Genomic DNA, 21,075 nt, shown 5'->3' with positions numbered 1-21,075 from the left:
ATCGAATCGATCAGTCTTCGCCCGGCTCCATGTGTGCCTGCAGGTAGTTGGGCAGGGTCACATCCTCGATCAGCGACTGCTGGGTTTCAAGCCAGTCGATGGCTTCCTCGCAGTGCTCGAGCAGCTCTTCGAGCAGATCCCGGCTCACGTAATCCTGCACTTCCTCGCACTTGGCGATGGCCTCGATCAGCAGCGGACGCTGGACGTCGTGCTCGTACTTGAGATCGCACTTGAGGCATTCGGCCACGTTCTCGCCGATCATGAGCTTGCCCAGGTTCTGCAGGTTGGGCAGGCCTTCGAGGAAGAGGATGCGTTCGATCAGCTCGTCCGCCTCCTTCATAACGCGGATCGACTGCTTGTACTGGTAGTCGTTGAGCTTTTCCAGGCCCCAGTTGCGGAACATGCGGGCATGCAGGAAATACTGGTTGATCGAGGTCAGCTCGTTGGTCAGCACCTTGTTGAGCAGCGCGATGATTTTCTTGTCGCCTTTCATGTGATGCTCCTCAAGCCGGATCGCCAGAGCCCATCTGGCTCTGCAGGTAGTTGGGCAGGCCAAGCATGTCGATCAGGCGAAGCTGCTTTTCGAGGTAGTAGGCGTGGTCCATCTCGGTGTCTTCGAGCTGGGTCTCGAGCATTTCGCGGGAGACGAAATCCGAGGCCTTCTCACAGGCGGCGATGGCCTTCTTCAGGTCGCCGGTCACTTTGTATTCAAGCGCCAGATCGGACTTGAGCATGTCGGGGACCGTCTTGCCCACCGTCAGCGGATCACGCTTGCTCAGGTCGGGTTTGCCTTCGAGGAAGAGAATGCGCTGGATCAGGGCACGGGCATGTTCGCGTTCGTGATCGGACTCGTGCAGGCTCTTCTGGGCAAGTTCGTTCAGGCCCATGTCGGCGTACATCTCGCCATGGATCAGGTACTGGTCTACGGCCGTGAGCTCGCCGACCAGCAGCTCGTTGAGGATATCGATGATTTTCTTATCGCCTTTCATGGCTGGGCTCCGTGAGGCTAGGTGTTTCAGGTATTCGCCCCTTCGTGAGGGGCGAACACTTTGCATTGTATGCACTCGGAGGGACTTGACCAAGGAAAGTTCAGGCGAATGCTTTATTTTTCATAAGCTTAAGAATCGTTTGCATTCTCATTTCCATTCAACAACCGCCCGTTCTCGTTCGACCGTGGTGCTGCGACCCCGACAGACAGAGGAAGCCGTTAACAGGGGCGCCGGCGACGATCAGGCTCTGCATGCGTGCTCAGGCGGAGACCACACGTCGATTGTCCGCCCCCGGAAGCACCTGAAGCGCCGGGCCGTCGAAGGCGGCGTATTCGGCCGCTTTCACCGTGCTCACGTAATGCCACTGCGCCGTGCACACCGCCCGGGTGACGGTCAGCACCATGTAACCCCGATCCGCCGTATTGGCGTAGCGCAGCGGTTCGATGAGCTGCGTCAGCCCCGCCGCCACCAGTGACGGATCCTCGTTGGGAAAGTAGCCTTCAAGACCGGGCGATGACACCGACGAGGTGGCAAACTCGACGCCCACGGCCGTACCGGCCGCATCGGCCAGATCGCTGGCCCAGGCGTTATGCGTGTCGCCCGCCAGCACCACCAGGTTCTTGTCCATGGCCCTGGCCATGCCCAGCACCACCTCACGGGCCACGGCGTAACCGTCCCAGGCGTCCAGGTTATAGGGAATGGACGGCTGCGCGAGAATGGCGCGCTCACTGTCGGTCAGCGTTGCGGGCTCGGTCTGGGCCTTGAAGACCAGTGCCGTGTAGTCACTGAAGCTGATGCTTTGCAGTGCCACCGGCGCAGGGATGTTCATGCGGCCCATGAGCACCTGCTGACCCAGCACCTGCCATGTCGCGCGCGAACCTGCCATCTGCTGCTGCAGCCACGCGGTCTGCTCGCGACCGAGCAGCTCGCGGGTCGGGTCGGCCATATCGGTCGAAAACGCCACCGCATCGAAACCGCCGGCCCCCAGGTAATTGGCGTAGTCCAGTTGCTCGTCGCGCCCGATGACGCGGGTGTCGAGCATGTGCAGCGACATCAGATTGCCGAAGTCGAAGCTGCGGTAGATGCGCTCCGGCCGACGCCCATCGGTCACGCGGGTGGGCAGCCACTCGTGATAGGCGCGGATGGCCGCCGCCTTGCGAGCGGCAAAGTCGCCGTCGTCCGGATTGTGGTTCTCGGCACCATTCTTCCAGGTGTCGTTGGCGATCTCGTGGTCGTCCCACACCGCAATCATCGGCATCGCCGCATGCAGGACCTGGCAATCCGGGTCACTGCGATACTGGGCGTAGCGCTTGCGGTAATCGTCGAGAGAGAGTATCTCGCCTTCCGGATCCACCTCACGGCCCAGCAGTGCGGCATCTTCCGACGCGTAACCGCCACGCCCGTACTCGTAGATGTAATCGCCCAGGTGAATGGAAGCAAAGAGGTCGTTGCGCCGGGCCGCTTCGCCATAGGCATGAAAGAAGCCGGCCGGGTAGTTCGAGCAGGAAAACACCGCCAGCTTCACTTCATCCACCGCGCCACGCGGCAGGGTGCGGGTCATGCCCACCGGCGACATGGCACGCCCGGAACGGAAGCGGTAGTAGAAGTGGCGGCCGGCGGGCAGACGGCTCACATCCACCTTCACCGTAAAGTCACGGCTCGCGTCGGTGCGAGTCACGCCCCGCTTCACCACATGCCGGAACGCCCGATCCACCGACACTTCCCAGAACACCGGCACCACCCCACGTCGCGCCACCGGACTCAGCCGCGTCCAGATGATCACCTGATGCTGCAGCGGATCACCGCTGGCGACACCATGAGTGAAGGTGCGCAGCGACGGCAGTTCGGCCCGATGGGCCAGCGCCTTGCCACCGCGCACCATGGCCGCACCGGCAACGGCCGTGCCGCCCATCAGGCGCAGGAAGCGACGGCGTGAGTTGTTGGAATCGAAAGACATGGTTCGGGCTCCGCGAGCAGCATTTTGGGGAATGTGCCGGAGGCTAGCGGAGGGATATGACTTTCTGGTGAAGGGGGAGTGAAGGATTCTTGGAGGTCTGTTAGTCCTCCAGGTTGGTGGCGCAGGTCGGTGGTGCGCTGCGCGACGACGTAAGAGCCCACGACTAGGCTACAACGCCAGATATCGAAGGCCATTGGCCGGGTTTCGCCCCGGCGGGCGCCTTACTTTCTTGCTTGTGCAAGAAAGTAAGCAAAGAAGCACAGCCCACGATCGCGTCGCCTTGCGGCGATGCCCAATCGTCAATCACCGTGGTCGGCGTGCTTCGCCAACTCGCCCTGCGGGCTCAGACAGCGAAGCCCGTGTTTCCGCCCCCGGCGCTTGTCGATCGGCGCGATCGAGGGCGACCCGGACGTGCCACTCTGGTGAGGCCTGTCGCCCGGCCGAGTGAAGCGATGCCGGAATCATCCGTCCACATCAGAAAGAAGCTTCAGCCCGGCACGCCCCAATCCCTCTGTCGTGCCGAGTCGCCCGAATGAACGGCAGAAAAAGCGGTTTCGCTGTCTGAGCCCCGCAGGGGCGAGTTGGCGAAACCGCCTGCCGGGCGTTCGGGCAGGGAGGGGAGCCCGCAGGGCCACGAAAGCGGGATGCGTCTCTTTGCCTACTTTCTTGCGCGCCAAGAAAGTAGGTCGCCCTTCAGGGCGAAACAACATCGTATCGAAGATCAACGAACGGCCCAGCGACAAAGGGTGTTCTACGCTGCGACCAGCCAGTCGCCCTCTCTTTTGGCCACCCCCGCTTTCTCAAGACTGTCCACCAACCAATCCGCCAGTCGTTCAGGCGTCTCATTGAGAAAGCGCCGGTTCGCCTCGGCAAACAGCGGCGTCCGCTCCAGCCAGCCAGGCATCTCATCGAGCAGCATCCGTCTCAGATCAAGCAACGCAAACGTCGTGCACGCGCGGATGGCGTTGCGGGCGATGCGGGCACCGTCGTCTTCGAAGGCCTTGAGGCGGCTATAGGCCGTGGCGAGCGCCTCCTCCACCTCCACGAAGGGCGCGCCGTGACCGGGGATGACGGTGCGGATGGGCAGCCGAGCAATGGCATCCAGCGTGCTGCGCGCGGCGCCGAGACCGTCGTCGGTCCCGAAGATTTCGACGAAGAGAATGCCGAAGCCGTCGCGCCACAGGGCGTCGCCGGAGATCAGAATGCCGGTCTCCGCATTCCAGAACATGAGCGCGTCCATGTCGTGGCCGGGGGCGGCCAGCGACTGCCATTCGCGCCCTCCCATGGCGAGGGTTTCACCGGCATGCGCCAGATAGTCGGCGGTGAAGCGCTCGCCGCGCTGGTCGGCCACGGTGAGCAACAACGCGGCTTCGTCCCATTGCTGGACGGCGGCGTGCATGCCCTCGGGGATGGTGATGCGGCAGCCGAAGCTGCGCTGCACGGCCGCATTGCCGCCGATGTGGTCCGAGTGGGAGTGGGTGTTGACGATGTCGGTGAGGGTGCGGCCATCGAGGCCGGCACGCACCAGCGCGATGGTCTGCTCGGCGTGGCTCACGTAGCCGGTGTCCACCAGCGTCGCGGCGCCACCATCAAAGAGCAGGATATTGTTGGCCGAGAGCCAGCCGCGCTCGAAGACCAGTATGTCATCGGGCAGCGCGGCGCTCATGCGCGCCCCGGATTACTTGGATTCGGGCAGGGAATCGTCCGTCGTGATGGGCACGTGGTCGGCCGCAGGCGGTTGGGCCTCGCCGTCGGTGGGGTCATCCGTGTGGTCGTTACCGAAGATCTCGTCCGCCGAGCGGCCGCAGCCGATGCAGGTTTCGGAAAAGGGGTCGATCTCACACACGCCGATGCATTCGGACATGAAACAGGCTTCCGGTCAGGCAAAGACGCCATTTTAGCGTTCGCACTCGCCGCGCAGGTCGTTTTCGAACAGATCGCAGGCGGCCTCGCGTTCGGCAACGTTGCGCAGAATCACCCGCTTGCCGGCGTCGTCGAGCCGGCTCCAGGCCGTGATCTCCTCGATGGTGCGGTAGCAGCCGAGGCAATACCCGGTGGCGGGATTCATCTGGCACACATTCGTGCAGGGGGATTCGACAGTCAATTCAAGCTCCGTTGCAGGTCGCGCCCTCGCGCTTGGCGAGCATCGCGCGCGCCACGCGCGAGGCCGGCGGGCGACCGAGTTGTTCGCTGATCCAGGCGGCGGTATCGACCAGGGCATCGAGGTCGATGCCGGTGTCGATGCCCAGACCGTTCAGCATGTAGACGACATCTTCGGTGGCGACGTTCCCGGTCGCGCCCTTGGCATAGGGGCAGCCGCCCAATCCGCCCACCGACGTGTCGAACAGGGTCATCCCCATTTCCAGCGAGGCATAGATGTTCACCAGCGCCTGACCATAGGTGTCGTGATAGTGCCCCACCAGCCGCTCGATGGGCACGCGCCGGGCCACCGCCTCGATCATCGCCTGGGTCTTGCCGGGCGTGCCGGTACCGATGGTATCGCCCAGACCGATGTCGGCGCAGCCCATGTCGATGAGCCGGGCGGAGACCTCGGCCACTGCCTCGGGGTCGATCTCGCCCTCGTAGGGGCAGCCGAGCACACAGGACACGTAGCCGCGCACCTCGATGCTCTGTGCCCGCGCCGCGGCCATCACCGGGAGAAATCGCTGCAGCGATTCATCGATGGAGCAGTTGATGTTCTTGCGATTGAAGCTCTCGGACGCGGCGGTGAACACGCCGATGTGAGTCACCCCCGCCGCCATGGCCGCCTCGAAGCCTTTCACATTGGGCGTGAGCACCGGATAGACCACGCCGGGCAGACGCTCGATGCCCGCCATCACATCCAGGTTGTCGCCCATCTGCGGCACCCACTTGGGCGACACGAAGGAAGTGGCCTCGATGCGCTTCAGGCCCGCTGCACCGAGCCGGGCGATGAGTTCTACCTTCACCGCCGTATCGATCACCTGTTTTTCGTTCTGCAGCCCGTCGCGCGGGCCGACGTCCATGATGTGGACGCGATTGGGTAGGGTCATTCATTCCTCCAGACGCTGGAGACAAAATACGTTATTTGCATATACTGGGCCATTCCACGAAAGGCATTCCTACAATGACCACTGCTTACGTTGAGGAGCGCAAACCTCCGACGGTACCCACTTGCGCCCGCGCTACCGTCGAGTTGTTTTTCGATGGCGCCCACTTGAGTGCCACTGGCGTTCGCGAGGCACTCCGCTTCCCTGCCGTGTCCGGGAAACCCGACGAAACAGGCAAATTCAACTATTCGATCGACCGTCAGAAACTCAAAGGCCGCGGCCCGATCCCTGAGGGCAAATACTGGATACAACCATCCCAAACCTGGGAAAACAACTGGTTGAAGAGCATGGTTGTTGCCCCGCGAGCCGCATGGGGCAACTATCGCATTACCATTCACCCGTTTCCCGAGACAAACACGTATGGTCGAGGCGGCTTCTTCATCCATGGCGGGACCGTGCCTGGCAGCGCCGGCTGCATTGATCTCACCGCTCAGATCGACCGATTCATCGACGCGCTCAAGCGCGAACTCAACGGGCTGCCCGAGTGCTACATCCATTTGACCGTCCGATATCCCGCACCGCGCTGATTGCGCTCCTGCTCGGCCCCGCGTCTGCGTGGGCAGAGGTGGGTGACAAGATCCCCGGCGCCATACAGATATGGACAATCGCTGGCCTGGCATCGATCGGCATCCTTCTGCTTATCCGATGGCCCCTGGTTACAGCGGCACTCGCAGTTGCGGCAAGCCTCTGGAGTGCAACGCTGTTGCTTGAAATACATGCGGCTGATCTTGCTCCCGCGATCGAGCAGGAACTTGGCGCGAGCTACTTCTGGCAGGCTCACGCTTCCGTAGCCCTTATCGCGATTGCGTGTAGCGTGGCTTGGTTCCTTTGGCGCCGAAGGTAAAAAGGCCGATAGCACTCAGGACGCACTCACCTCGAACTCAACCAGTTCCTCGCCATCGCCCACCTGATCACCCACGGCAAACCGATGGGCCTTGAGGACGCCGGCCGACGGCGCGGTGATGGTGTGCTCCATTTTCATGGCTTCCAGAATCAGCAGCGGTGCGCCTTTGGCCACCGTCACCCCGGCCTCGGCCAGCAGGGCGATGACCTTGCCCGGCATCGGAGCCACCAGTCCGCCTTCGGCCCCACCGCCTTCGCCGCTGTGCTGCAGCGGGTCGATGCGGGTGAGCGGCCAGGCATGGCCCGCGAGGAAGACGTGGCGTTTCTCGCTGGCGGCGACCACGGTCGCGTCCATGCGCCGGCCGTCCAGATCCACCCGCAGCTGACCGCGCGCATCCATCTGGCCACGCGCCTCGATGGCACGGCCATCGACCGTCAGGCGGAAGCCGCCGGAGCGGTAATCCACGCCCACGGCCTGCTCGGTTTCACCGTGGCGGAAGAGCAGCGTGCGCGAGGCGGCGGCGTTCATGCGCCAGCCGTCGCGCGCATGCCAGGGGGAGTCAGGCTCCACATGGTGGCGGGCATCACTGGTGGCGCGTTCGGCTTCGCGCAGCAGCTCGGCCAGCGCGGCGACGGTCCACACCTCATCGGGCACCGGACGCGCTTCCGGGAAGAGTTCGTCCCGTTCGCGCTCGATCAGGCCGGTGTCCAGATCGGCATTGCTGAAGGCGGAACAGGCGACCAGCCGCGAGAGGAAGCCGATGTTATTGGCCACGCCCACCACCCGGTACTCGGCCAGCGCCTGCAGCATGCGCGCCAGTGCGCCTTCGCGGGTCTCGTCCCAGACGATGAGCTTGGCGATCATGGGGTCGTAGTGAGGGCTGATGGCATCGCCCTCCTCCACGCCAGTGTCGACCCGCACATGCAGACCTTCGACCGGCGGCGACAGGTGCACCAGCGTGCCGGTGGCCGGCAGGAAGCCCTTGTCCGGGTCTTCGGCGTAGATGCGCGCCTCGAGGGCATGGCCGTGGATCTTCAGTTGCGACTGATTGAGCGGCAGGGGCTCGCCCGACGCCACACGCAGCTGCCACTCGACCAGATCGAGCCCGGTGATCATCTCGGTGACCGGGTGCTCCACCTGCAATCGGGTGTTCATCTCCATGAAGTAGAAGCTGCCGTCCGGGCTGGCGATGAATTCCACCGTGCCGGCGCCCACATAGCCCACGGCGCGCGCCGCTTCCACGGCGGCCTGCCCCATGGCGGCACGACGCTCGGGCGTCATGCCCGGCGCGGGCGCTTCTTCGAGCACTTTCTGATGGCGACGCTGCACCGAGCAGTCGCGCTCGAACAGGTAGGCGTAGTTGCCATGGGTGTCGCCGAACACCTGGATCTCGATGTGCCGCGGCTTGAGTACATACTTTTCGACCAGCACATGGTCGTCGCCAAAGCTGGAAGCAGCCTCCCGCTTGCACGAGGCCAGCGCGTCGGCAAAGTCCTCGGCGCGTTCGACCAGGCGCATGCCCTTGCCACCCCCACCCGCAGCGGCCTTGATGAGCACCGGATAGCCGATGACTTCGGCCTCGCTCGCCAGCAGCGCCGGGTCCTGGTCGTCGCCGTGGTAGCCCGGGGTGAGCGGCACGCCGGCCGCTTCCATCAGTTTCTTGGCCTCGGACTTGGAGCCCATGGCGTGAATCGCACTCACCGGCGGGCCGATGAAGACGATGCCCGCCGCATCGCAGGCATGGCAGAAGGCCTCGTTCTCGGAGAGAAAACCGTAGCCCGGGTGGATGGCCTGCGCACCAGTCGATTTTGCGGCCTCGATGATGCGCTCGATCACCAGGTAGCTCTCCTTCGCCGTCGCCGGCCCGATCAACACGGCCTCGTCCGCCATGCGGACATGGCGGGCGTGGGCGTCGGCCTCGGAATACACCGCCACCGTCTTGATGCCCATGCGCCGCGCGGTCTTGATGACCCGGCAGGCGATTTCGCCGCGGTTGGCGATGAGGATCTTTTCAAACATGGTGCCCCTCCGCGGCGAAATCGCCTGAGTCCGCGATGCGGACAAGGCCATGTGACTGCGTCGCTACGCCGCTTTGCGGCTGGTCACCGCGGTTGGCGATCAGGATTTTTTCAAACATGTTGTCTCCACTCCCTCAGCTCTTCTGGTTCGAAGCTGCCGTAGGGTGCGCTAGGCGCAGCCGTAACGCACCACCGGACATCGCGATCCGGCACACTTCCACACTTCTTGTCTGACATGCTCAACATCGCACGTCATCCCATGCTTCTCCACCGTTCGGTGCGTTGCGGCTGCGCCTGACGCACCCTACGCATCACCATCACCGAACAACCATCGCTCGCCCTTGGGCGTTGCGATCAGCGCCTTGAGCCCCGGTTTTTCGCTGTGCTGAACGCGCAGGCGCTCATCCTCAAAATCCACCGACTCAAGCCGCGCCTGAATCAGGGCGGGTGTCGGATGTTGAAGCACCAGCGCCAGCAAGCGGCACCCGGCGTCCGGCAGGCGCTCGGTCGGGTGGCCGCCCGCGTCCCACTGGATCAGGCTGGGCACCACGCCGCCCTCGGGCAGATGACCGTCGGCCGTGACGCTGATGCGCCATTCGAAATCGCCGCGCTGCATGGGGATAACCTCTTCCGCCGCGAAGCCCAGGTTGGCCGCCCAGGTGTCGATGTCCCGGCATGACAGCGCCCAATGAGCGAGGCTCGGACGGAGGACGCGCCGCGACAGGCCGAACCAGCGTGGACGCTGCGCATGCCCGGCCGGATCCACGGCAATCACCTCCAGGTATTCGTCCGGCCCCAGGCGAAGGACCGCATTGTGCGTACCCATCAGCACATGCTGCCCACCCGCAGCCATGCGCACGCCCAGTGAGGCCTCAACCGCGGCAATGCCCTCGGCCAGCGTGGGGGCAGTGACGATGAGATGGTCGAGCCGGGTGCTCATGCCCGCTCTCCGGTGTCGGTCAGCGCCGGCCGCTCGGCCCGTACCAAGCGCTCACGCGGGCGGAACAGCCGGCGCACGAAGCGCCACAGCGAGACGATCAGCCACACGGCCAGCAGCATGAAGACACCCAGCGCCACCAGGAAGATCACCGGGTAGGAGAGCAGCGCCCACAGGCCACCGACGAACACGGCGTCCTCACCGAAGGAGGTGAACACGTTCGAAAACGGCTCGGGCGAGGTGTTGATGGCCGCGCGCGCACCGGCCTTGGCGAAGTGGGTGCCGGCGGCCAGCGTGCCGCCGAGCAGCGCCGCCAGCAACTGCACATTGCCAGCCTGTTCACCCATCACGGCGGCCGCCAGCGCCGCGCCGGCTGGGATGCGGATGAAGGTGTGCACCGCATCCCAGAGCGAATCGAGCCAGGGCAACTTGTCGGCAAAGAATTCGGCCAGCAACATCAGGCCCGACACGCCCAGCACCAGCGGGTGGGTGAGCACATCCAGATCGCCCGGCAACTGCACGCCGGCAAAACGGCCGAGTGCGCCAAGGGTGAACACCAGTGCGTAGAGGCGCAAACCGCTTGCCCAGCCCAGGCCGGCGGCCAGGGCCACGAGCGAAGCCATGTCGACCGGCACGTCACGCCAGTCGAGCATGGGCTGGATCGCGTCCACGGTGGTGGCGATGTCCATGACGCGCTCAGTCCTTCGGCGCCCAGGCGGGCGGGCGTTTGTCGAGGAAGGCGCTCAGGCCTTCCTTTGCTTCGGGCGTGGCCCTCAGGGCCGCGATCCGCCGGGCAGTATCGTCGAGTACCGTTTCGGTCACCGGCTGATGCGCCACGGCGCGAATCAGGTCCTTGGCAGCGGCCTGCGACTTTGGCCCACCGAGCAGGATCGCCGCGACCAGCTCGGCCAGCGTCGCATCGAGGGCCGTTTCATCGTCCACCAACTCATGCACCAGCCCCAGCGCATGCGCCCGGGCCGCGTCGATGCGCTCGGCGGTCAGGAAATAGCGATGCGCCTGGCGTGGGCCGATGGCGCGCAGCACGTAGGGACTGATGGTCGCCGGCGTGAGGCCGAATTTCACTTCCGAGGTGGCGAACACCGCCCGATGGCTGGCCACGCAGATGTCACAGGCCGAGGCCAGCCCCATGCCGCCACCCAGCGCCGCACCGTGCACGCGGGCGATGGTCGGTTTGGTCAGCGTCGCCAGGCGCGCGAGCATGTCGGCGAGCTTGCGCGCATCGGCCACATTGGCCGCCTCACTGGCCTCGCCCTGCGCCTTCATCCAGTTCAGATCCGCCCCGGCGGAAAAGCTCTTGCCGCGTCCGGCGAGCACCACCACACGCACCGAGTCGTCCGCATCGAGCTGCGCGAAAGCCGCGTCGAGTTCGGCGATGAGGGTTTCGTTGAATGCGTTGTGCTTGTCGGGGCGATTCATCCACACGGTGGCGACGCCACCGCTACGCGCGATTTCGAGCGTGTCGAAAGTCGTGATCATGAGCGCTCCTTCGATTGCCGCGCCACCCAATCCGCCATGGCCCGCGCCGCTTCGTCGCCGCCCGACAGTTGCCGTATCACCCCGTCGCGATTCTTCGCCGGCTGGTTCTGACTCACCTTCCATTTGCCGACCAGTTCGGTGACTTCGATCTCGATGCCGACGATGGCGCCGAGCATGGCCTCGATGTAGTCATCGGGCGCGTCGGTCACCTTCCATGGCGTCGGCTGGTCGGCTTCGTGGGTGTGTGTCAGCTCGGAGACCAGCGCATGCAGCCAGTCGCGGTCGTCGATCACGCGCAGGAGGCCGCGGGCGTGCACCACCGTATAGTTCCAGGTGGGCACCACCTTGCCGGTCTCGGCCTTGCTCGGGTAGGCCGAGGGCGAGATGTAGTGCGCCGGCCCCTGGAAGATGCACAGCACGTGTTCGTCCGCATGGTCTTCCCATAACGGGTTGGCCCGCGCCACATGGCCGGCGAGGCGCTCCGAGCCTTCGGCACCGCGCACCAGCAGAGGCACGTGGTTGGCGTCGAGTCCGCCGGGGCCGTGGGTGACGATGGTAGCCAGCGGATGGGCGCGCATGAACGCGTGCAGTTGCGCGGGGTCCTCAATGGCGAAGTGTCGCGGCACGTACATGGCTTACATCCTGAACACGCCGAAGCGCGTCTCGGGGATCGGTGCGTTCAGTGAGGCCGACAGCGACAATCCGAGCAGGCGCCGGGTCTGGGCCGGATCGACCACGCCGTCGTCCCACAGGCGGGCGGTGGCGTAATAGGGGTGGCCCTGGGCTTCGTACTGGTCGCGGATGGGCGCCTTGAAGGCGTCTTCTTCCTCGGCGCTCCACTGCCCGCCCTTGGCCTCGATGCCGTCCCGGCGGACCGTGGCCAGCACGCTGGCGGCCTGCTCGCCGCCCATGACCGAGATGCGGCTGTTGGGCCACATCCACAGGAAGCGCGGACTGTAGGCGCGGCCGCACATGCCGTAGTTGCCGGCGCCGAAGCTGCCGCCGATAAGCACGGTGAGCTTGGGTACCTGCACGGTGGAGACCGCGGTGACCATCTTGGCGCCGTCCTTGGCGATGCCGCCGTTCTCGTACTTGCGCCCGACCATGAACCCGGTGATGTTCTGCAGGAACACCAGCGGAATGTTGCGCTGGCCGCACAGCTCGATGAAGTGCGCGCCCTTCTGGGCCGACTCGCCGAAGAGGATGCCGTTATTGGCAACGATGCCCACCGGCATGCCGTAGAGCCGGGCAAAGCCGGTCACCAGGGTGTTGCCGTAGCGCGCCTTGAACTCATCGAAACGCGAGCCATCGACCACCCGCGCGATCACCTCACGCACGTCGTAGGGCTTGCGGGTGTCGGTGGGGATGATGCCGTAGATCTCGGCCGGGTCGTAAATGGGCTCTTCCACCTCCTCCAGACTGAGGCTCACCGGCTTGACCCGGTTGAGGTTGGCCACGATGTTGCGGGCGATGTTGATCGCATGGGCGTCGTTCTCGGCCAGGTGATCGGCCACGCCTGACAGGCGGGTGTGCACATCGCCACCGCCCAGGTCCTCGGCCGTCACCACCTCACCCGTGGCCGCCTTTACCAGCGGCGGGCCACCCAGGAAGATGGTGCCCTGGTTCTTCACGATGATGGTCTCGTCACTCATGGCCGGCACATAGGCGCCGCCGGCAGTGCACGAGCCCATCACCACCGCGATCTGCGGAATGCCCTTGGCCGACATGTTGGCCTGATTGAAGAAGATGCGGCCGAAGTGGTCGCGGTCGGGGAAGACCTCGTCCTGCTTGGGCAGGAAGGCACCGCCGGAATCGACCAGATAGATGCACGGCAGGTGGTTCTGCTCGGCGATCTCCTGCGCGCGCAGGTGCTTCTTGACCGTCATCGGATAGTAGGTGCCGCCCTTCACGGTGGCGTCGTTGGCCACGATCATGCATTCGACGCCCTCCACCCGGCCGACGCCGGCGATCACGCCAGCCGACGGTGCGTCGCCGTCATACATGCCGAAGGCGGCGAGCTGGCCGATTTCCATGAAGGCGGTGCCCGGATCGATCAGGTGGCCAATGCGGTCGCGCGGCAGCAGCTTGCCGCGCGCCAGGTGCTTGTCCCGCGCGGAGGCTCCCCCCCCCAGAGAAACCTGCGCCACCTTGTCGCGCAGGTCAGCCACCTGGGCTTGCATGGCCGCTGCGTTGGCGCGGAATTCTTCGCTTCGGGTATTGATCTTCGACTGGATGACGCTCATGTCGCCTCTCTTGATGTGCTCTGGTGCTCAGAGCTGGTCGGTGTTTTCGATGCGGGCATCGGTGGTCGGCGCTTGATAGTCGCGCATCGCTGCGAGCAGCCCCGCCACCGAATCCTCGATGATCAGCAGCGCCGCGTTCTGCGGCTTCATGAAGCCCTCGCTCACGCCGCGCGCCATCATCTCGCGCATGGGGGCGTAGTAGCCGGCCACGTCGAGCAGGCCGATGGGTTTGCGATGAAAGCCCAGTTGCGCCCAGGTGAGCACCTCGAACAACTCTTCGAAAGTGCCGAGCCCACCGGGCAGGGCGATGAAGCCGTCGGCCAGTTCGGCCATGCGCGCCTTGCGGGTGTGCATGGAGTCGACCACCTCGAGCCGGCCGATCCGGGTGTGGCCCACCTCCCATTCCATCAACGCCTGCGGAATGATGCCGGTCACCTCGCCCCCGGCGGCCATGCAGGCATCAGCCACCACGCCCATGAGCCCGACATTGCCGCCACCATAGACCAGATCCACCCCCGACTCGCCCAGGGTGCGCCCCAGGGCCACGGCGGCTTCGGCATATTCGGCGCGCGAACCATGGCGCGATCCGCAGAACACGCACAGACGCTTGAAGGGCAGTTCCATCACCATTCAGAAGCCCCCGGTCTCGAGCCAGCGCTCGATCTGCTCATAGCGATCCATGCCCCAGAAGGCTTCGCCGTCGATGATCACGTGCGGCGAGCCGAACACGCCGCGGTCCATGGCCGCTTCGGTCTCCGTCTTGAGGCGTTCTTTCACTTCATCGGTCTGCAAGGCCGCGCTCAGCGCCGCGGCATCCACGCCCAGGCTGGCAGCAATGCCGACCACTTCTTCCGGTGAAGAGATGTCCTTGCCCTCGCGGAACATGGCGCGATAGGCGGCATGCGCAAAGCGACGGGCCAGCGCGCAATCCTGCCCGTGCAACCAGTAGTAGGTGCGCCCCGCCGCCTGGGTGGCGACCGGAAACTTCGCCGGCATGGTGAGCGGCACCTCGAAATAGCGGCCGGAGCGTTCGAAGTCGCGCCGCAGGTAATCGCCCTTGAGCGGGATGCCCACCGGCGCGGTGGCGCCCGTGGTCTTGAAGATCATGCCCAGCAGCACCGGATGCCAGCGCACCTTGCGCCCGAAGCGTTCGGCCAGGGCGTCGATCTTCTCGCTCATCAGATAGCCGTAAGGCGAGGTGAAGTCGAAGTAGAAATCGATGGGTTCGCTCATGGTGTCTCCTGCTGTCGTGTCGTCCTGTCTTGAGCTTAGGCCGTTCAGCCGGCCTTGGGCCACAGGATCATCTGGGTGCAGCGAAACAGCGCCAGGCGCTTGCCGGTCTCGCCGAACACCTCGGCATCCCAGATCTGGGTGGAACGCCCGGTGTGTGCCGCGCTCACCTCGCAGGTGAGACGACCTTCGATCTGGGTGGCCATGAAGTTGGTCTTGAGTTCGACCGTGGTGAAACCGCTCGCGCCCACCGGCAGATGCGCAAAAGCGGCCATGCCGGCGCCGGTGTCCGCCAGGGCGATCACCGAGGCGGCATGCAGGAAACCGTTGGGGGCAAGCATCTCGGGCCGGATCGTCATCGACAGGCTCATGCGCCCTTCGGACACGGCATCGATATGAATGCCGTACCAGCCGCACAGGGTGCCGGGTATGCGGGCGTTGAGCTCTTCAAGCGAGGTGTCCGGGTGAAGCAGGTGACTCATGGATGATTGATTCCTTCAAGCGGCCAGTGCGCGGCCAATGACGATGCGTTGAATGTCCGAGGCGCCTTCATAGATCTGGCACACACGCACATCCCGATAGATGCGTTCGACCGGAAAGTCGGTCACGTAGCCATAGCCGCCGTGGATCTGGATGGCGTCGGAGCACACCTGCTCGGCCATCTCGGACGCAAACAGCTTGGCCATGGAAGCCTCCTTGAGGCAGGGCTTGCCGGCGTCCTTGAGACTGGCCGCATGCCACACCAGCTGGCGGGCGGCTTCAAGCCGGGTGGCCATGTCGGCGAGGCGGAAGTTGACAGCCTGATGCTCGAAGATCGGCTTGCCGAAGCTCTCGCGCTCGTGGGCGTATTTCACCGCAGCCTCAAGCGCGGCGCGCGCCATGCCCAGGCACTGGGCGGCGATGCCGATGCGCCCGGCCTCCAGATTCGACAGTGCGATCCGATAACCCTCGCCCTCGGCGCCGAGCAGCGCGTCGGCGCCCACGCGACAGTGCTCGAACAGGATCTGGGCGGTGTCCGACGCACGCTGCCCCATCTTCTCCTCGATGCGCGCGACCACGTAACCCTCGGTGTCGGTCGGCACCAGAAAGGCGCTGATACCTTTCTTGCCGGCGCTCTTGTCGGTCACCGCGAACACGATGGCCACATCGGCCTCGCGCCCGGTGGTGATGAACTGCTTGACCCCGTTGATGATCCAGCCGCCGCCGTCCTTCACAGCCGTGGTTTTCAGTGCAGAGGCATCCGAACCCACATGCGGCTCGGTCAGACAGAAGCAGCCGAGCTTCTGCCCCTGGGCCAGCGGGCGCAGCCATTTGTCTTTCTGGGCGTCGGTGCCATAGCGCAGCGGAATACCGCAGGCCAGCGAGTTTTGCACACTCACGATGGTGGAGGTGGCCCCGTCACCGGCGGCAATTTCCTCGAGCGCCAGCACCAGCGACATGTAGTCCATGCCGGCACCGCCCCATTCGTCCGGCACCACCATGCCCATGGCACCGAGTTCGGCCAGCGCCTGAAGCGCTTCGCGCGGGAAGGTGTGGTTGCGATCCCACTCCGCCGCGTTGGGGGCGAGTTGCTCCTGCGCAAAGGCGCGCAGGGTGTCGCGGATCATTTCCTGCTCTTCGGTCAGGATCATGGGTGTCTCCTCTGTTGCTGGCGGGTGCCGTCCCGCCGTGTTCTTGTGTTTCGTCTTTCGTCGTCCGGACGACAGGTCAAACCAGTTCCACCGCCATGGCCGTGGCCTCACCGCCACCGATGCACAGGCTTGCAACGCCACGCTTGAGGCCACGATGGCGCAGCGCGCCGATCAAGGTCACCAGAATGCGGGCGCCGGACGCACCAATCGGGTGGCCCAGCGCGCAAGCACCGCCATTTACGTTCACCTTGTCGTGATCGAGCTTCATCTCGTGCATGGCCGCCATGGTCACCACGGCAAAGGCCTCGTTGATCTCCCACAGATCCACGTCGCCCACGCCCCAGCCGACCTTGGCCAGCAGCTTCTCCATGGCCCCTACCGGCGCGGTGGTGAACCAAGCCGGCGCCTGGGCGTGCGTGGTGTGTCCGAGGATGGTGGCGATGGGCGTGAGACCGAGCGCGTCGGCGGTGGACCGGCGCATCAGGATGAGCGCGGCGGCACCGTCGGAGATGGAGCTGGAGTTGGCCGGGGTCACCGTGCCGTCTTTCGCAAACGCCGGCTTGAGCGAACCGATCTTGTCGAGCCGCACCTTGAGGGGCTGCTCGTCCTTGTCGACAATCGTGTCGCCGCCGCGGCCAGACACGGTCACCGGCGCCACCTCCCAGTCGAAGCCGCCACCGTTGATGGCGGCCTGGGCGCGCGTGGTGGAGGCAATGGCGAACTCGTCCTGGGCTGCACGGCTGAAATCGTAGTGGCGAGCGCAGTCTTCGGCGAAGGTGCCCATCAGGCGCCCGGCGGTCTCCTTGCCGTAACGGTCTTCGAGACCATCGAAGAACATGTGGTCGATCATCTGGCCATGACCGAGCCGGTAGCCGCTGCGCGCCTTCGGCAACAGATAGGGCGCGTTGCTCATGGATTCCATGCCGCCGGAGATCATCACCGCGTTGGTGCCGGCGAGCAGCAGGTCGTGCGCCAGCATGGTGGCTTTCATGCCCGAACCGCACACCTTGTTGACCGTGGTGCAACCGGCCGACAGGGGCAGCCCGGCACCCAGTGCGGCCTGGCGCGCCGGCGCCTGACCGACCCCGGCGGGCAGCACGCAGCCCATGATGACTTCCTCGACCTGCTCGGCCGACAGACCGGCACGCTCGAGCGCGGCCGCAATGGCCACGCTGCCGAGTTGAGGTGCCGTGAGGCTCGCCAGATCGCCCTGGAAGCCGCCCATGGGCGTACGGGCGACAGAAACGATAACGACAGGATCGAACATGGCGAGCTACCTCATCAAAAGCGCCCCTAGTTGAGGGCGTCGAGTGCCGCGGCATAGCGCGGCACGAGTTGTTCGGGGCGGCTGACCGTGAGCCCCAGGTCGGTCACCAGACCGTCCTTGAGGCCGTAGGCCCAGCCATGAATGGTGACTTGCTGGCCACGCGCCCAGGCGTCCTGGACGACCAGCGTCTGACACAGGTTCACCACCTGTTCGAGCACATTGAGCTCGCACAGGCGGTCGTGACGCATTTCGGGCGGCAAGGCGCTCACCCGCGCCAGGTGCTTGGTGTGCACGTCCTGCACATGGCGCAGCCACATGTCCACCAGGCCCACACGCTCGCGCCGCAGGGCGGCGCCCACGCCGCCGCAGCCGTAGTGGCCGACGATCATGATGTGCTTCACCTTGAGCACATCGACCGCGAACTGGACCACCGACTGGCAGTTCAGATCGGTATGCACCACCACGTTGGCCACGTTGCGATGCACGAACACCTCGCCCGGCAGCAGGCCGACGATCTGGTTGGCCGGCACGCGCGAGTCGGAGCAACCGATCCACAGGTATTCGGGCGCCTGCAGGCGGGCGAGCTTGGAGAAGAATTCCGGATCCACCTGATTCATCTGGCGCGCCCAGGCGCGGTTGTAGTCGAACAGGTGATGCAGGTTTTCGTTATTGACCGCCGCTTCCGACCAGTCTTCCAGATCCAGCGACAGGAAGATGGTGCCTTCGACCGGGGTCGGGTAGTAGGCCGGCGCTTCCTGAAAGCCGAGTTCGCGATAGAGCTTCACGGCAATGCGCATCGCCGGTTGGGTGTCGATCATCACCCGCTTGTAGCCCAGGTCGATGGCCGCACGGATGGCCGCCAGGGCCAACTCGCGCCCCACGCTGTGGCCGCGCGAGTCGGGCTCCACATAGAGCCGCTTCATCTCGCACACACCTTCGGAGAAACGGCGCACACCCACACACCCGGCGGGCTTGCCGTCGAGCTCGGCATAGAACAATCGCCCATGAGGGGCACTGTAGTCGCCGGGCAGGGACTTCATCTCCGCATCGAAATTCTGGAAGCCCAGATCCACGCCGAGCCAGCCGGCGTAGTTGCGGAAAAACTGCCGGACATGGTCGAGTTCGACAGCGTCGGCGGCAGTGAGGATGCGCAGATTGATGGTCATAATTATGAATGATCGTCGTTAATTACAGCCGAGAGGATACCTGCACAGAGGGCCTCGTGCGCTGTAAATCCATGACGTCATTCGGTTTCCGAGAACAGCTCGCGACCGATGAGCATGCGGCGGATCTCGCTCGTGCCGGCGCCGATCTCGTACAGTTTGGCGTCGCGCCACAAACGCCCCACCGGATACTCATTGGTGTAGCCCACCCCGCCCAGGGTCTGGATCGCCTCACCGGCCATCCAGGTGGCCTTTTCGGCGGAATACAGAATGGCGCCGGCCGCATCCTTGCGCAGGCTGCGCGCGTGATCCGTGCGATCGCAGGCCTGACCGACCGCATACACATAGGCGCGCGTCGCCATCCACGTGGAGTACATGTCGGCCAGCTTGCCCTGCATGAGCTGGAATTCGCCAATGGCCTGCCCGAACTGCTTGCGCTCGTGCAGGTAGGGCACGACCGCATCCATGCAGGCGGCCATGATGCCGAGCGGCCCGCCGCACAGCACAGCACGCTCGTAATCCAGCCCGCTCATGAGCACCTTCACCCCATTGCCCTCGCCGCCCAGTACGTTCTCGACCGGCACTTCCACGTCATCGAAGAACAGCGGATAAGTGTTGGAGCCGCGCATGCCCAGCTTGTCCAGATGACTGCCGTGGCTGAAACCCTTCATGCCCTTCTCGATAATGAAGGCCGTGATGCCCTTCGGCCCGGCATTGATATCGGTCTTGGCGTAGACCACCAGCACGTCGGCGTCGCCGCCGTTGGTGATCCACATCTTCGAGCCGTTGAGCACGTAGTGATCGCCCTTTTTGTCGGCGCGCAGCTTCATGCTCACCACGTCGGAACCGGCATTAGGTTCGCTCATCGCCAGCGCACCTACGGCATCGCCCGAGATCAGACCGGGCAGATACTTCTGGCGCTGGGCCTGGGTGCCGTTGCGGTAGATCTGGTTCACGCACAGGTTGGAATGTGCCCCGTAGGACAGGCCCACCGAGGCCGACGCGCGGGAGACTTCTTCGAGCGCCACGATATGCGCCAGATAACCCATGGCAGTGCCGCCGTATTCCTCGGGCACGGTCATGCCGTGCAGGCCCAGGTCGCCCAGCTTCTTCCACAGATCGGCCGGAAACAGGTTGTCTTGGTCCACCTGCGCAGCACGCGGGGCGATTTCATGGCTGGCGAAGTCCCACACCGCGTCGCGCAGCATGTCGATGGTCTCGCCCAGATTGAACTGCAAGCTCGGAATGTTCACGTCCCGCTCCTCATTGTGTGTTCAGCCCCGGTCTTTCGCCGGGTGCATGGTCATCAGTGTCTGCTGCATGCTCGCGCAATGCCTGCGCTCGCCCTCTTGGATCACGAACACCTCGGCCCGTGTCACCACCAGATTCCGCCCGGCACGCACCACCGAGCCTTCCGCAATCATGCGCTCACCCACGGCCGGCGCCATCAGGTTGATCTTGTACTCCACCGTCAGCACGCTGGCCTCGTCCGGCATCAGGCTGTAGCCCGCAAAGCCGCCCGCGTTGTCCGCCAGCATGCCGATCACCCCGCCGTGGAAGTAGCCGTGGTGCTGCGACAGCTCGTCCCGGTAGGCCAGCTCGATCACGCATTCGCCCGGCGAGACGTGGGTGAGCTCGGCGCCGAGGAAGTGCATCAAGGGCTGGGCGTCGAACTCGCGCTTCACCTTGGCCACGCCAGGCATCTCGGTCAGCGACCTGTCGCTCACTCGGCGGCCTCCTGTCTTGAACTTACGTTTACGTTAACGTAAAGTTAATACAAAAAAAAGGGGGTGACCCCCACTCATTTTTTTTTGTGCCCTTCGAGCTGTTCGCGCGCCTGTTTTTCGAGCAGATCGATTTCGCCCAACACCACCTCGATATCCTCGAGCTGCTGCGCGAGGGCTTTGCGGCGGGTGTCGAGGATCTTGAGGAAGTGCTCCAGCTGCGGGGCGTTGTTGGCGCCGCCGTACATCTGCAGGATCTCCTTGATCTCGGCCAGCGACAGCCCCAGGCGCTTGCCGCGCAGGGCGAGCTTGAGACGGGTGCGGTCGGCGCGGGAGTAGATACGGTTGCGCCCCTGGCGGGCCGGCGTGAGCAGGCCCTGATCCTCGTAGAAACGGATCGTGCGCGGGGTGATGTCGAACTCGCGGGACAGCTCGGAAATGGTATAGGTGGTGTCTTTGTTCATGCATGCCGGTGGATCGCCACGA

Annotated in this window: 24 protein-coding genes; 1 reads left to right on the top strand and 23 read right to left on the bottom strand. The window is 64.7% G+C overall.

Annotated features, from left to right (window positions below; translation table 11 throughout):
* Window positions 1–10: 10 nt before the first annotated feature.
* The 7 genes from bfr (J0W34_RS02765) to J0W34_RS02735 all read right to left on the bottom strand — a co-directional run bounded on the left by bfr (J0W34_RS02765) (window position 11) and on the right by J0W34_RS02735 (window position 5,978).
* The gene (gene bfr, locus J0W34_RS02765; RefSeq protein WP_227815495.1) at window positions 11–493 is read right to left on the bottom strand and encodes a bacterioferritin; all 483 of its coding nucleotides are present in this window, start codon (window positions 491–493) and stop codon (window positions 11–13) included.
* 10 nt (window positions 494–503) lie between these two features.
* The gene (bfr, locus tag J0W34_RS02760; RefSeq protein WP_230970600.1) at window positions 504–989 is read right to left on the bottom strand and encodes a bacterioferritin; all 486 of its coding nucleotides are present in this window, start codon (window positions 987–989) and stop codon (window positions 504–506) included.
* Window positions 990–1,248: 259 nt separating this feature from the next.
* Window positions 1,249–2,946 (bottom strand): alkaline phosphatase D family protein, encoded by a 1,698-nt coding sequence (locus J0W34_RS02755; protein ID WP_230970599.1) that lies wholly within the window; start codon window positions 2,944–2,946, stop codon window positions 1,249–1,251.
* Between the two features lie 751 nt (window positions 2,947–3,697).
* Window positions 3,698–4,612, bottom strand: coding sequence for an MBL fold metallo-hydrolase (locus tag J0W34_RS02750; RefSeq protein WP_230970598.1), 915 nt, complete (start codon window positions 4,610–4,612; stop codon window positions 3,698–3,700).
* 12 nt (window positions 4,613–4,624) lie between these two features.
* The gene (locus J0W34_RS02745; protein ID WP_230970597.1) at window positions 4,625–4,810 is read right to left on the bottom strand and encodes a DUF1289 domain-containing protein; all 186 of its coding nucleotides are present in this window, start codon (window positions 4,808–4,810) and stop codon (window positions 4,625–4,627) included.
* Window positions 4,811–4,843: 33 nt separating this feature from the next.
* Window positions 4,844–5,050, bottom strand: a complete 207-nt coding sequence (locus J0W34_RS02740) for a DUF1289 domain-containing protein (protein ID WP_269144634.1) — start codon at window positions 5,048–5,050, stop codon at window positions 4,844–4,846.
* A 1-nt stretch (window position 5,051) separates the two neighbouring features.
* Entirely contained in the window at window positions 5,052–5,978 is a 927-nt protein-coding gene (locus tag J0W34_RS02735; protein ID WP_227815489.1) for a hydroxymethylglutaryl-CoA lyase, read from the bottom strand.
* Window positions 5,979–6,052: 74 nt separating this feature from the next.
* On the opposite strand from J0W34_RS02735, the gene J0W34_RS02730 reads away from it, so the two are divergent.
* Entirely contained in the window at window positions 6,053–6,562 is a 510-nt protein-coding gene (locus J0W34_RS02730; protein ID WP_227815488.1) for a tlde1 domain-containing protein, read from the top strand.
* Between the two features lie 332 nt (window positions 6,563–6,894).
* On the opposite strand, the gene J0W34_RS02725 is transcribed toward J0W34_RS02730, so the two are convergent.
* The 16 genes from J0W34_RS02725 to J0W34_RS02655 form a co-directional block, all read right to left on the bottom strand.
* Entirely contained in the window at window positions 6,895–8,898 is a 2,004-nt protein-coding gene (locus tag J0W34_RS02725) for an acetyl-CoA carboxylase biotin carboxylase subunit (RefSeq protein ID WP_230970595.1), read from the bottom strand.
* On the bottom strand, window positions 8,891–9,016 hold the full coding sequence (locus tag J0W34_RS22190) for a hypothetical protein (RefSeq protein ID WP_269144633.1): 126 nt from the start codon (window positions 9,014–9,016) through the stop codon (window positions 8,891–8,893). Before J0W34_RS22190 ends, J0W34_RS02725 begins: the two co-directional genes overlap by 8 nt.
* Before the next feature lie 185 nt (window positions 9,017–9,201).
* On the bottom strand, window positions 9,202–9,837 hold the full coding sequence (locus tag J0W34_RS02720) for a VOC family protein (RefSeq protein ID WP_230970594.1): 636 nt from the start codon (window positions 9,835–9,837) through the stop codon (window positions 9,202–9,204).
* A complete protein-coding gene (locus J0W34_RS02715) occupies window positions 9,834–10,523 on the bottom strand; it encodes a DUF4126 domain-containing protein (protein ID WP_230970593.1) in 690 nt (229 codons plus the stop codon). Before J0W34_RS02715 ends, J0W34_RS02720 begins: the two co-directional genes overlap by 4 nt.
* Window positions 10,524–10,530: 7 nt before the next feature.
* On the bottom strand, window positions 10,531–11,331 hold the full coding sequence (locus J0W34_RS02710; protein WP_230970592.1) for an enoyl-CoA hydratase/isomerase family protein: 801 nt from the start codon (window positions 11,329–11,331) through the stop codon (window positions 10,531–10,533).
* On the bottom strand, window positions 11,328–11,963 hold the full coding sequence (locus tag J0W34_RS02705) for an FMN-binding negative transcriptional regulator (protein WP_230970591.1): 636 nt from the start codon (window positions 11,961–11,963) through the stop codon (window positions 11,328–11,330). The genes J0W34_RS02710 and J0W34_RS02705 overlap by 4 nt, the downstream gene beginning before the upstream one ends.
* A gap of 3 nt (window positions 11,964–11,966) precedes the next feature.
* The gene (locus J0W34_RS02700) at window positions 11,967–13,574 is read right to left on the bottom strand and encodes a carboxyl transferase domain-containing protein (RefSeq protein WP_230970590.1); all 1,608 of its coding nucleotides are present in this window, start codon (window positions 13,572–13,574) and stop codon (window positions 11,967–11,969) included.
* Between the two features lie 27 nt (window positions 13,575–13,601).
* Window positions 13,602–14,204, bottom strand: a complete 603-nt coding sequence (locus tag J0W34_RS02695; RefSeq protein ID WP_230970589.1) for an LOG family protein — start codon at window positions 14,202–14,204, stop codon at window positions 13,602–13,604.
* On the bottom strand, window positions 14,205–14,807 hold the full coding sequence (locus tag J0W34_RS02690; protein ID WP_230970588.1) for a 2-hydroxychromene-2-carboxylate isomerase: 603 nt from the start codon (window positions 14,805–14,807) through the stop codon (window positions 14,205–14,207).
* 44 nt (window positions 14,808–14,851) lie between these two features.
* A complete protein-coding gene (locus tag J0W34_RS02685) occupies window positions 14,852–15,286 on the bottom strand; it encodes a PaaI family thioesterase (protein WP_227815479.1) in 435 nt (144 codons plus the stop codon).
* A gap of 15 nt (window positions 15,287–15,301) precedes the next feature.
* Window positions 15,302–16,435 (bottom strand): acyl-CoA dehydrogenase, encoded by a 1,134-nt coding sequence (locus tag J0W34_RS02680; protein WP_230970587.1) that lies wholly within the window; start codon window positions 16,433–16,435, stop codon window positions 15,302–15,304.
* A 76-nt stretch (window positions 16,436–16,511) separates the two neighbouring features.
* Window positions 16,512–17,702: an acetyl-CoA C-acetyltransferase gene (locus tag J0W34_RS02675; RefSeq protein WP_230970586.1), complete on the bottom strand. Its 1,191-nt coding sequence runs from the start codon at window positions 17,700–17,702 to the stop codon at window positions 16,512–16,514.
* Between the two features lie 26 nt (window positions 17,703–17,728).
* Entirely contained in the window at window positions 17,729–18,868 is a 1,140-nt protein-coding gene (can, locus tag J0W34_RS02670) for a carbonate dehydratase (protein ID WP_227815476.1), read from the bottom strand.
* Window positions 18,869–18,945: 77 nt separating this feature from the next.
* A complete protein-coding gene (locus J0W34_RS02665) occupies window positions 18,946–20,118 on the bottom strand; it encodes an isovaleryl-CoA dehydrogenase (RefSeq protein WP_230970585.1) in 1,173 nt (390 codons plus the stop codon).
* A 21-nt stretch (window positions 20,119–20,139) separates the two neighbouring features.
* Window positions 20,140–20,592 carry a PaaI family thioesterase gene (locus J0W34_RS02660; RefSeq protein ID WP_230970584.1) on the bottom strand — a complete coding sequence of 151 codons (453 nt, stop codon included), beginning with the start codon at window positions 20,590–20,592 and terminating at the stop codon, window positions 20,140–20,142.
* A 74-nt stretch (window positions 20,593–20,666) separates the two neighbouring features.
* On the bottom strand, window positions 20,667–21,053 hold the full coding sequence (locus J0W34_RS02655; protein ID WP_230970583.1) for a MerR family transcriptional regulator: 387 nt from the start codon (window positions 21,051–21,053) through the stop codon (window positions 20,667–20,669).
* Window positions 21,054–21,075 lie beyond the last annotated feature (22 nt).

Source organism: Nitrogeniibacter aestuarii, assembly GCF_017309585.1.
In the GTDB taxonomy this organism is placed as follows: domain Bacteria; phylum Pseudomonadota; class Gammaproteobacteria; order Burkholderiales; family Rhodocyclaceae; genus Nitrogeniibacter; species Nitrogeniibacter aestuarii.
This window is presented reverse-complemented; position numbering and strand designations above follow the sequence as displayed.

Bases quoted from the DNA above. Each gene is read 5' to 3' on its own strand.
- bfr (WP_227815495.1), bottom strand. From the start codon at position 493: ATGAAAGGCGACAAGAAAATCATCGCGCTGCTCAACAAGGTGCTGACC.
- bfr (WP_230970600.1), bottom strand. From the start codon at position 989: ATGAAAGGCGATAAGAAAATCATCGATATCCTCAACGAGCTGCTGGTC.
- J0W34_RS02755 (WP_230970599.1), bottom strand. From the start codon at position 2,946: ATGTCTTTCGATTCCAACAACTCACGCCGTCGCTTCCTGCGCCTGATG.
- J0W34_RS02750 (WP_230970598.1), bottom strand. From the start codon at position 4,612: ATGAGCGCCGCGCTGCCCGATGACATACTGGTCTTCGAGCGCGGCTGG.
- J0W34_RS02745 (WP_230970597.1), bottom strand. From the start codon at position 4,810: ATGTCCGAATGCATCGGCGTGTGTGAGATCGACCCCTTTTCCGAAACC.
- J0W34_RS02735 (WP_227815489.1), bottom strand. From the start codon at position 5,978: ATGACCCTACCCAATCGCGTCCACATCATGGACGTCGGCCCGCGCGAC.
- J0W34_RS02730 (WP_227815488.1), top strand. From the start codon at position 6,053: ATGACCACTGCTTACGTTGAGGAGCGCAAACCTCCGACGGTACCCACT.
- J0W34_RS02725 (WP_230970595.1), bottom strand. From the start codon at position 8,898: ATGTTTGAAAAGATCCTCATCGCCAACCGCGGCGAAATCGCCTGCCGG.
- J0W34_RS22190 (WP_269144633.1), bottom strand. From the start codon at position 9,016: ATGTTTGAAAAAATCCTGATCGCCAACCGCGGTGACCAGCCGCAAAGC.
- J0W34_RS02720 (WP_230970594.1), bottom strand. From the start codon at position 9,837: ATGAGCACCCGGCTCGACCATCTCATCGTCACTGCCCCCACGCTGGCC.
- J0W34_RS02715 (WP_230970593.1), bottom strand. From the start codon at position 10,523: ATGGACATCGCCACCACCGTGGACGCGATCCAGCCCATGCTCGACTGG.
- J0W34_RS02710 (WP_230970592.1), bottom strand. From the start codon at position 11,331: ATGATCACGACTTTCGACACGCTCGAAATCGCGCGTAGCGGTGGCGTC.
- J0W34_RS02705 (WP_230970591.1), bottom strand. From the start codon at position 11,963: ATGTACGTGCCGCGACACTTCGCCATTGAGGACCCCGCGCAACTGCAC.
- J0W34_RS02700 (WP_230970590.1), bottom strand. From the start codon at position 13,574: ATGAGCGTCATCCAGTCGAAGATCAATACCCGAAGCGAAGAATTCCGC.
- J0W34_RS02695 (WP_230970589.1), bottom strand. From the start codon at position 14,204: ATGGTGATGGAACTGCCCTTCAAGCGTCTGTGCGTGTTCTGCGGATCG.
- J0W34_RS02690 (WP_230970588.1), bottom strand. From the start codon at position 14,807: ATGAGCGAACCCATCGATTTCTACTTCGACTTCACCTCGCCTTACGGC.
- J0W34_RS02685 (WP_227815479.1), bottom strand. From the start codon at position 15,286: ATGAGTCACCTGCTTCACCCGGACACCTCGCTTGAAGAGCTCAACGCC.
- J0W34_RS02680 (WP_230970587.1), bottom strand. From the start codon at position 16,435: ATGATCCTGACCGAAGAGCAGGAAATGATCCGCGACACCCTGCGCGCC.
- J0W34_RS02675 (WP_230970586.1), bottom strand. From the start codon at position 17,702: ATGTTCGATCCTGTCGTTATCGTTTCTGTCGCCCGTACGCCCATGGGC.
- can (WP_227815476.1), bottom strand. From the start codon at position 18,868: ATGACCATCAATCTGCGCATCCTCACTGCCGCCGACGCTGTCGAACTC.
- J0W34_RS02655 (WP_230970583.1), bottom strand. From the start codon at position 21,053: ATGAACAAAGACACCACCTATACCATTTCCGAGCTGTCCCGCGAGTTC.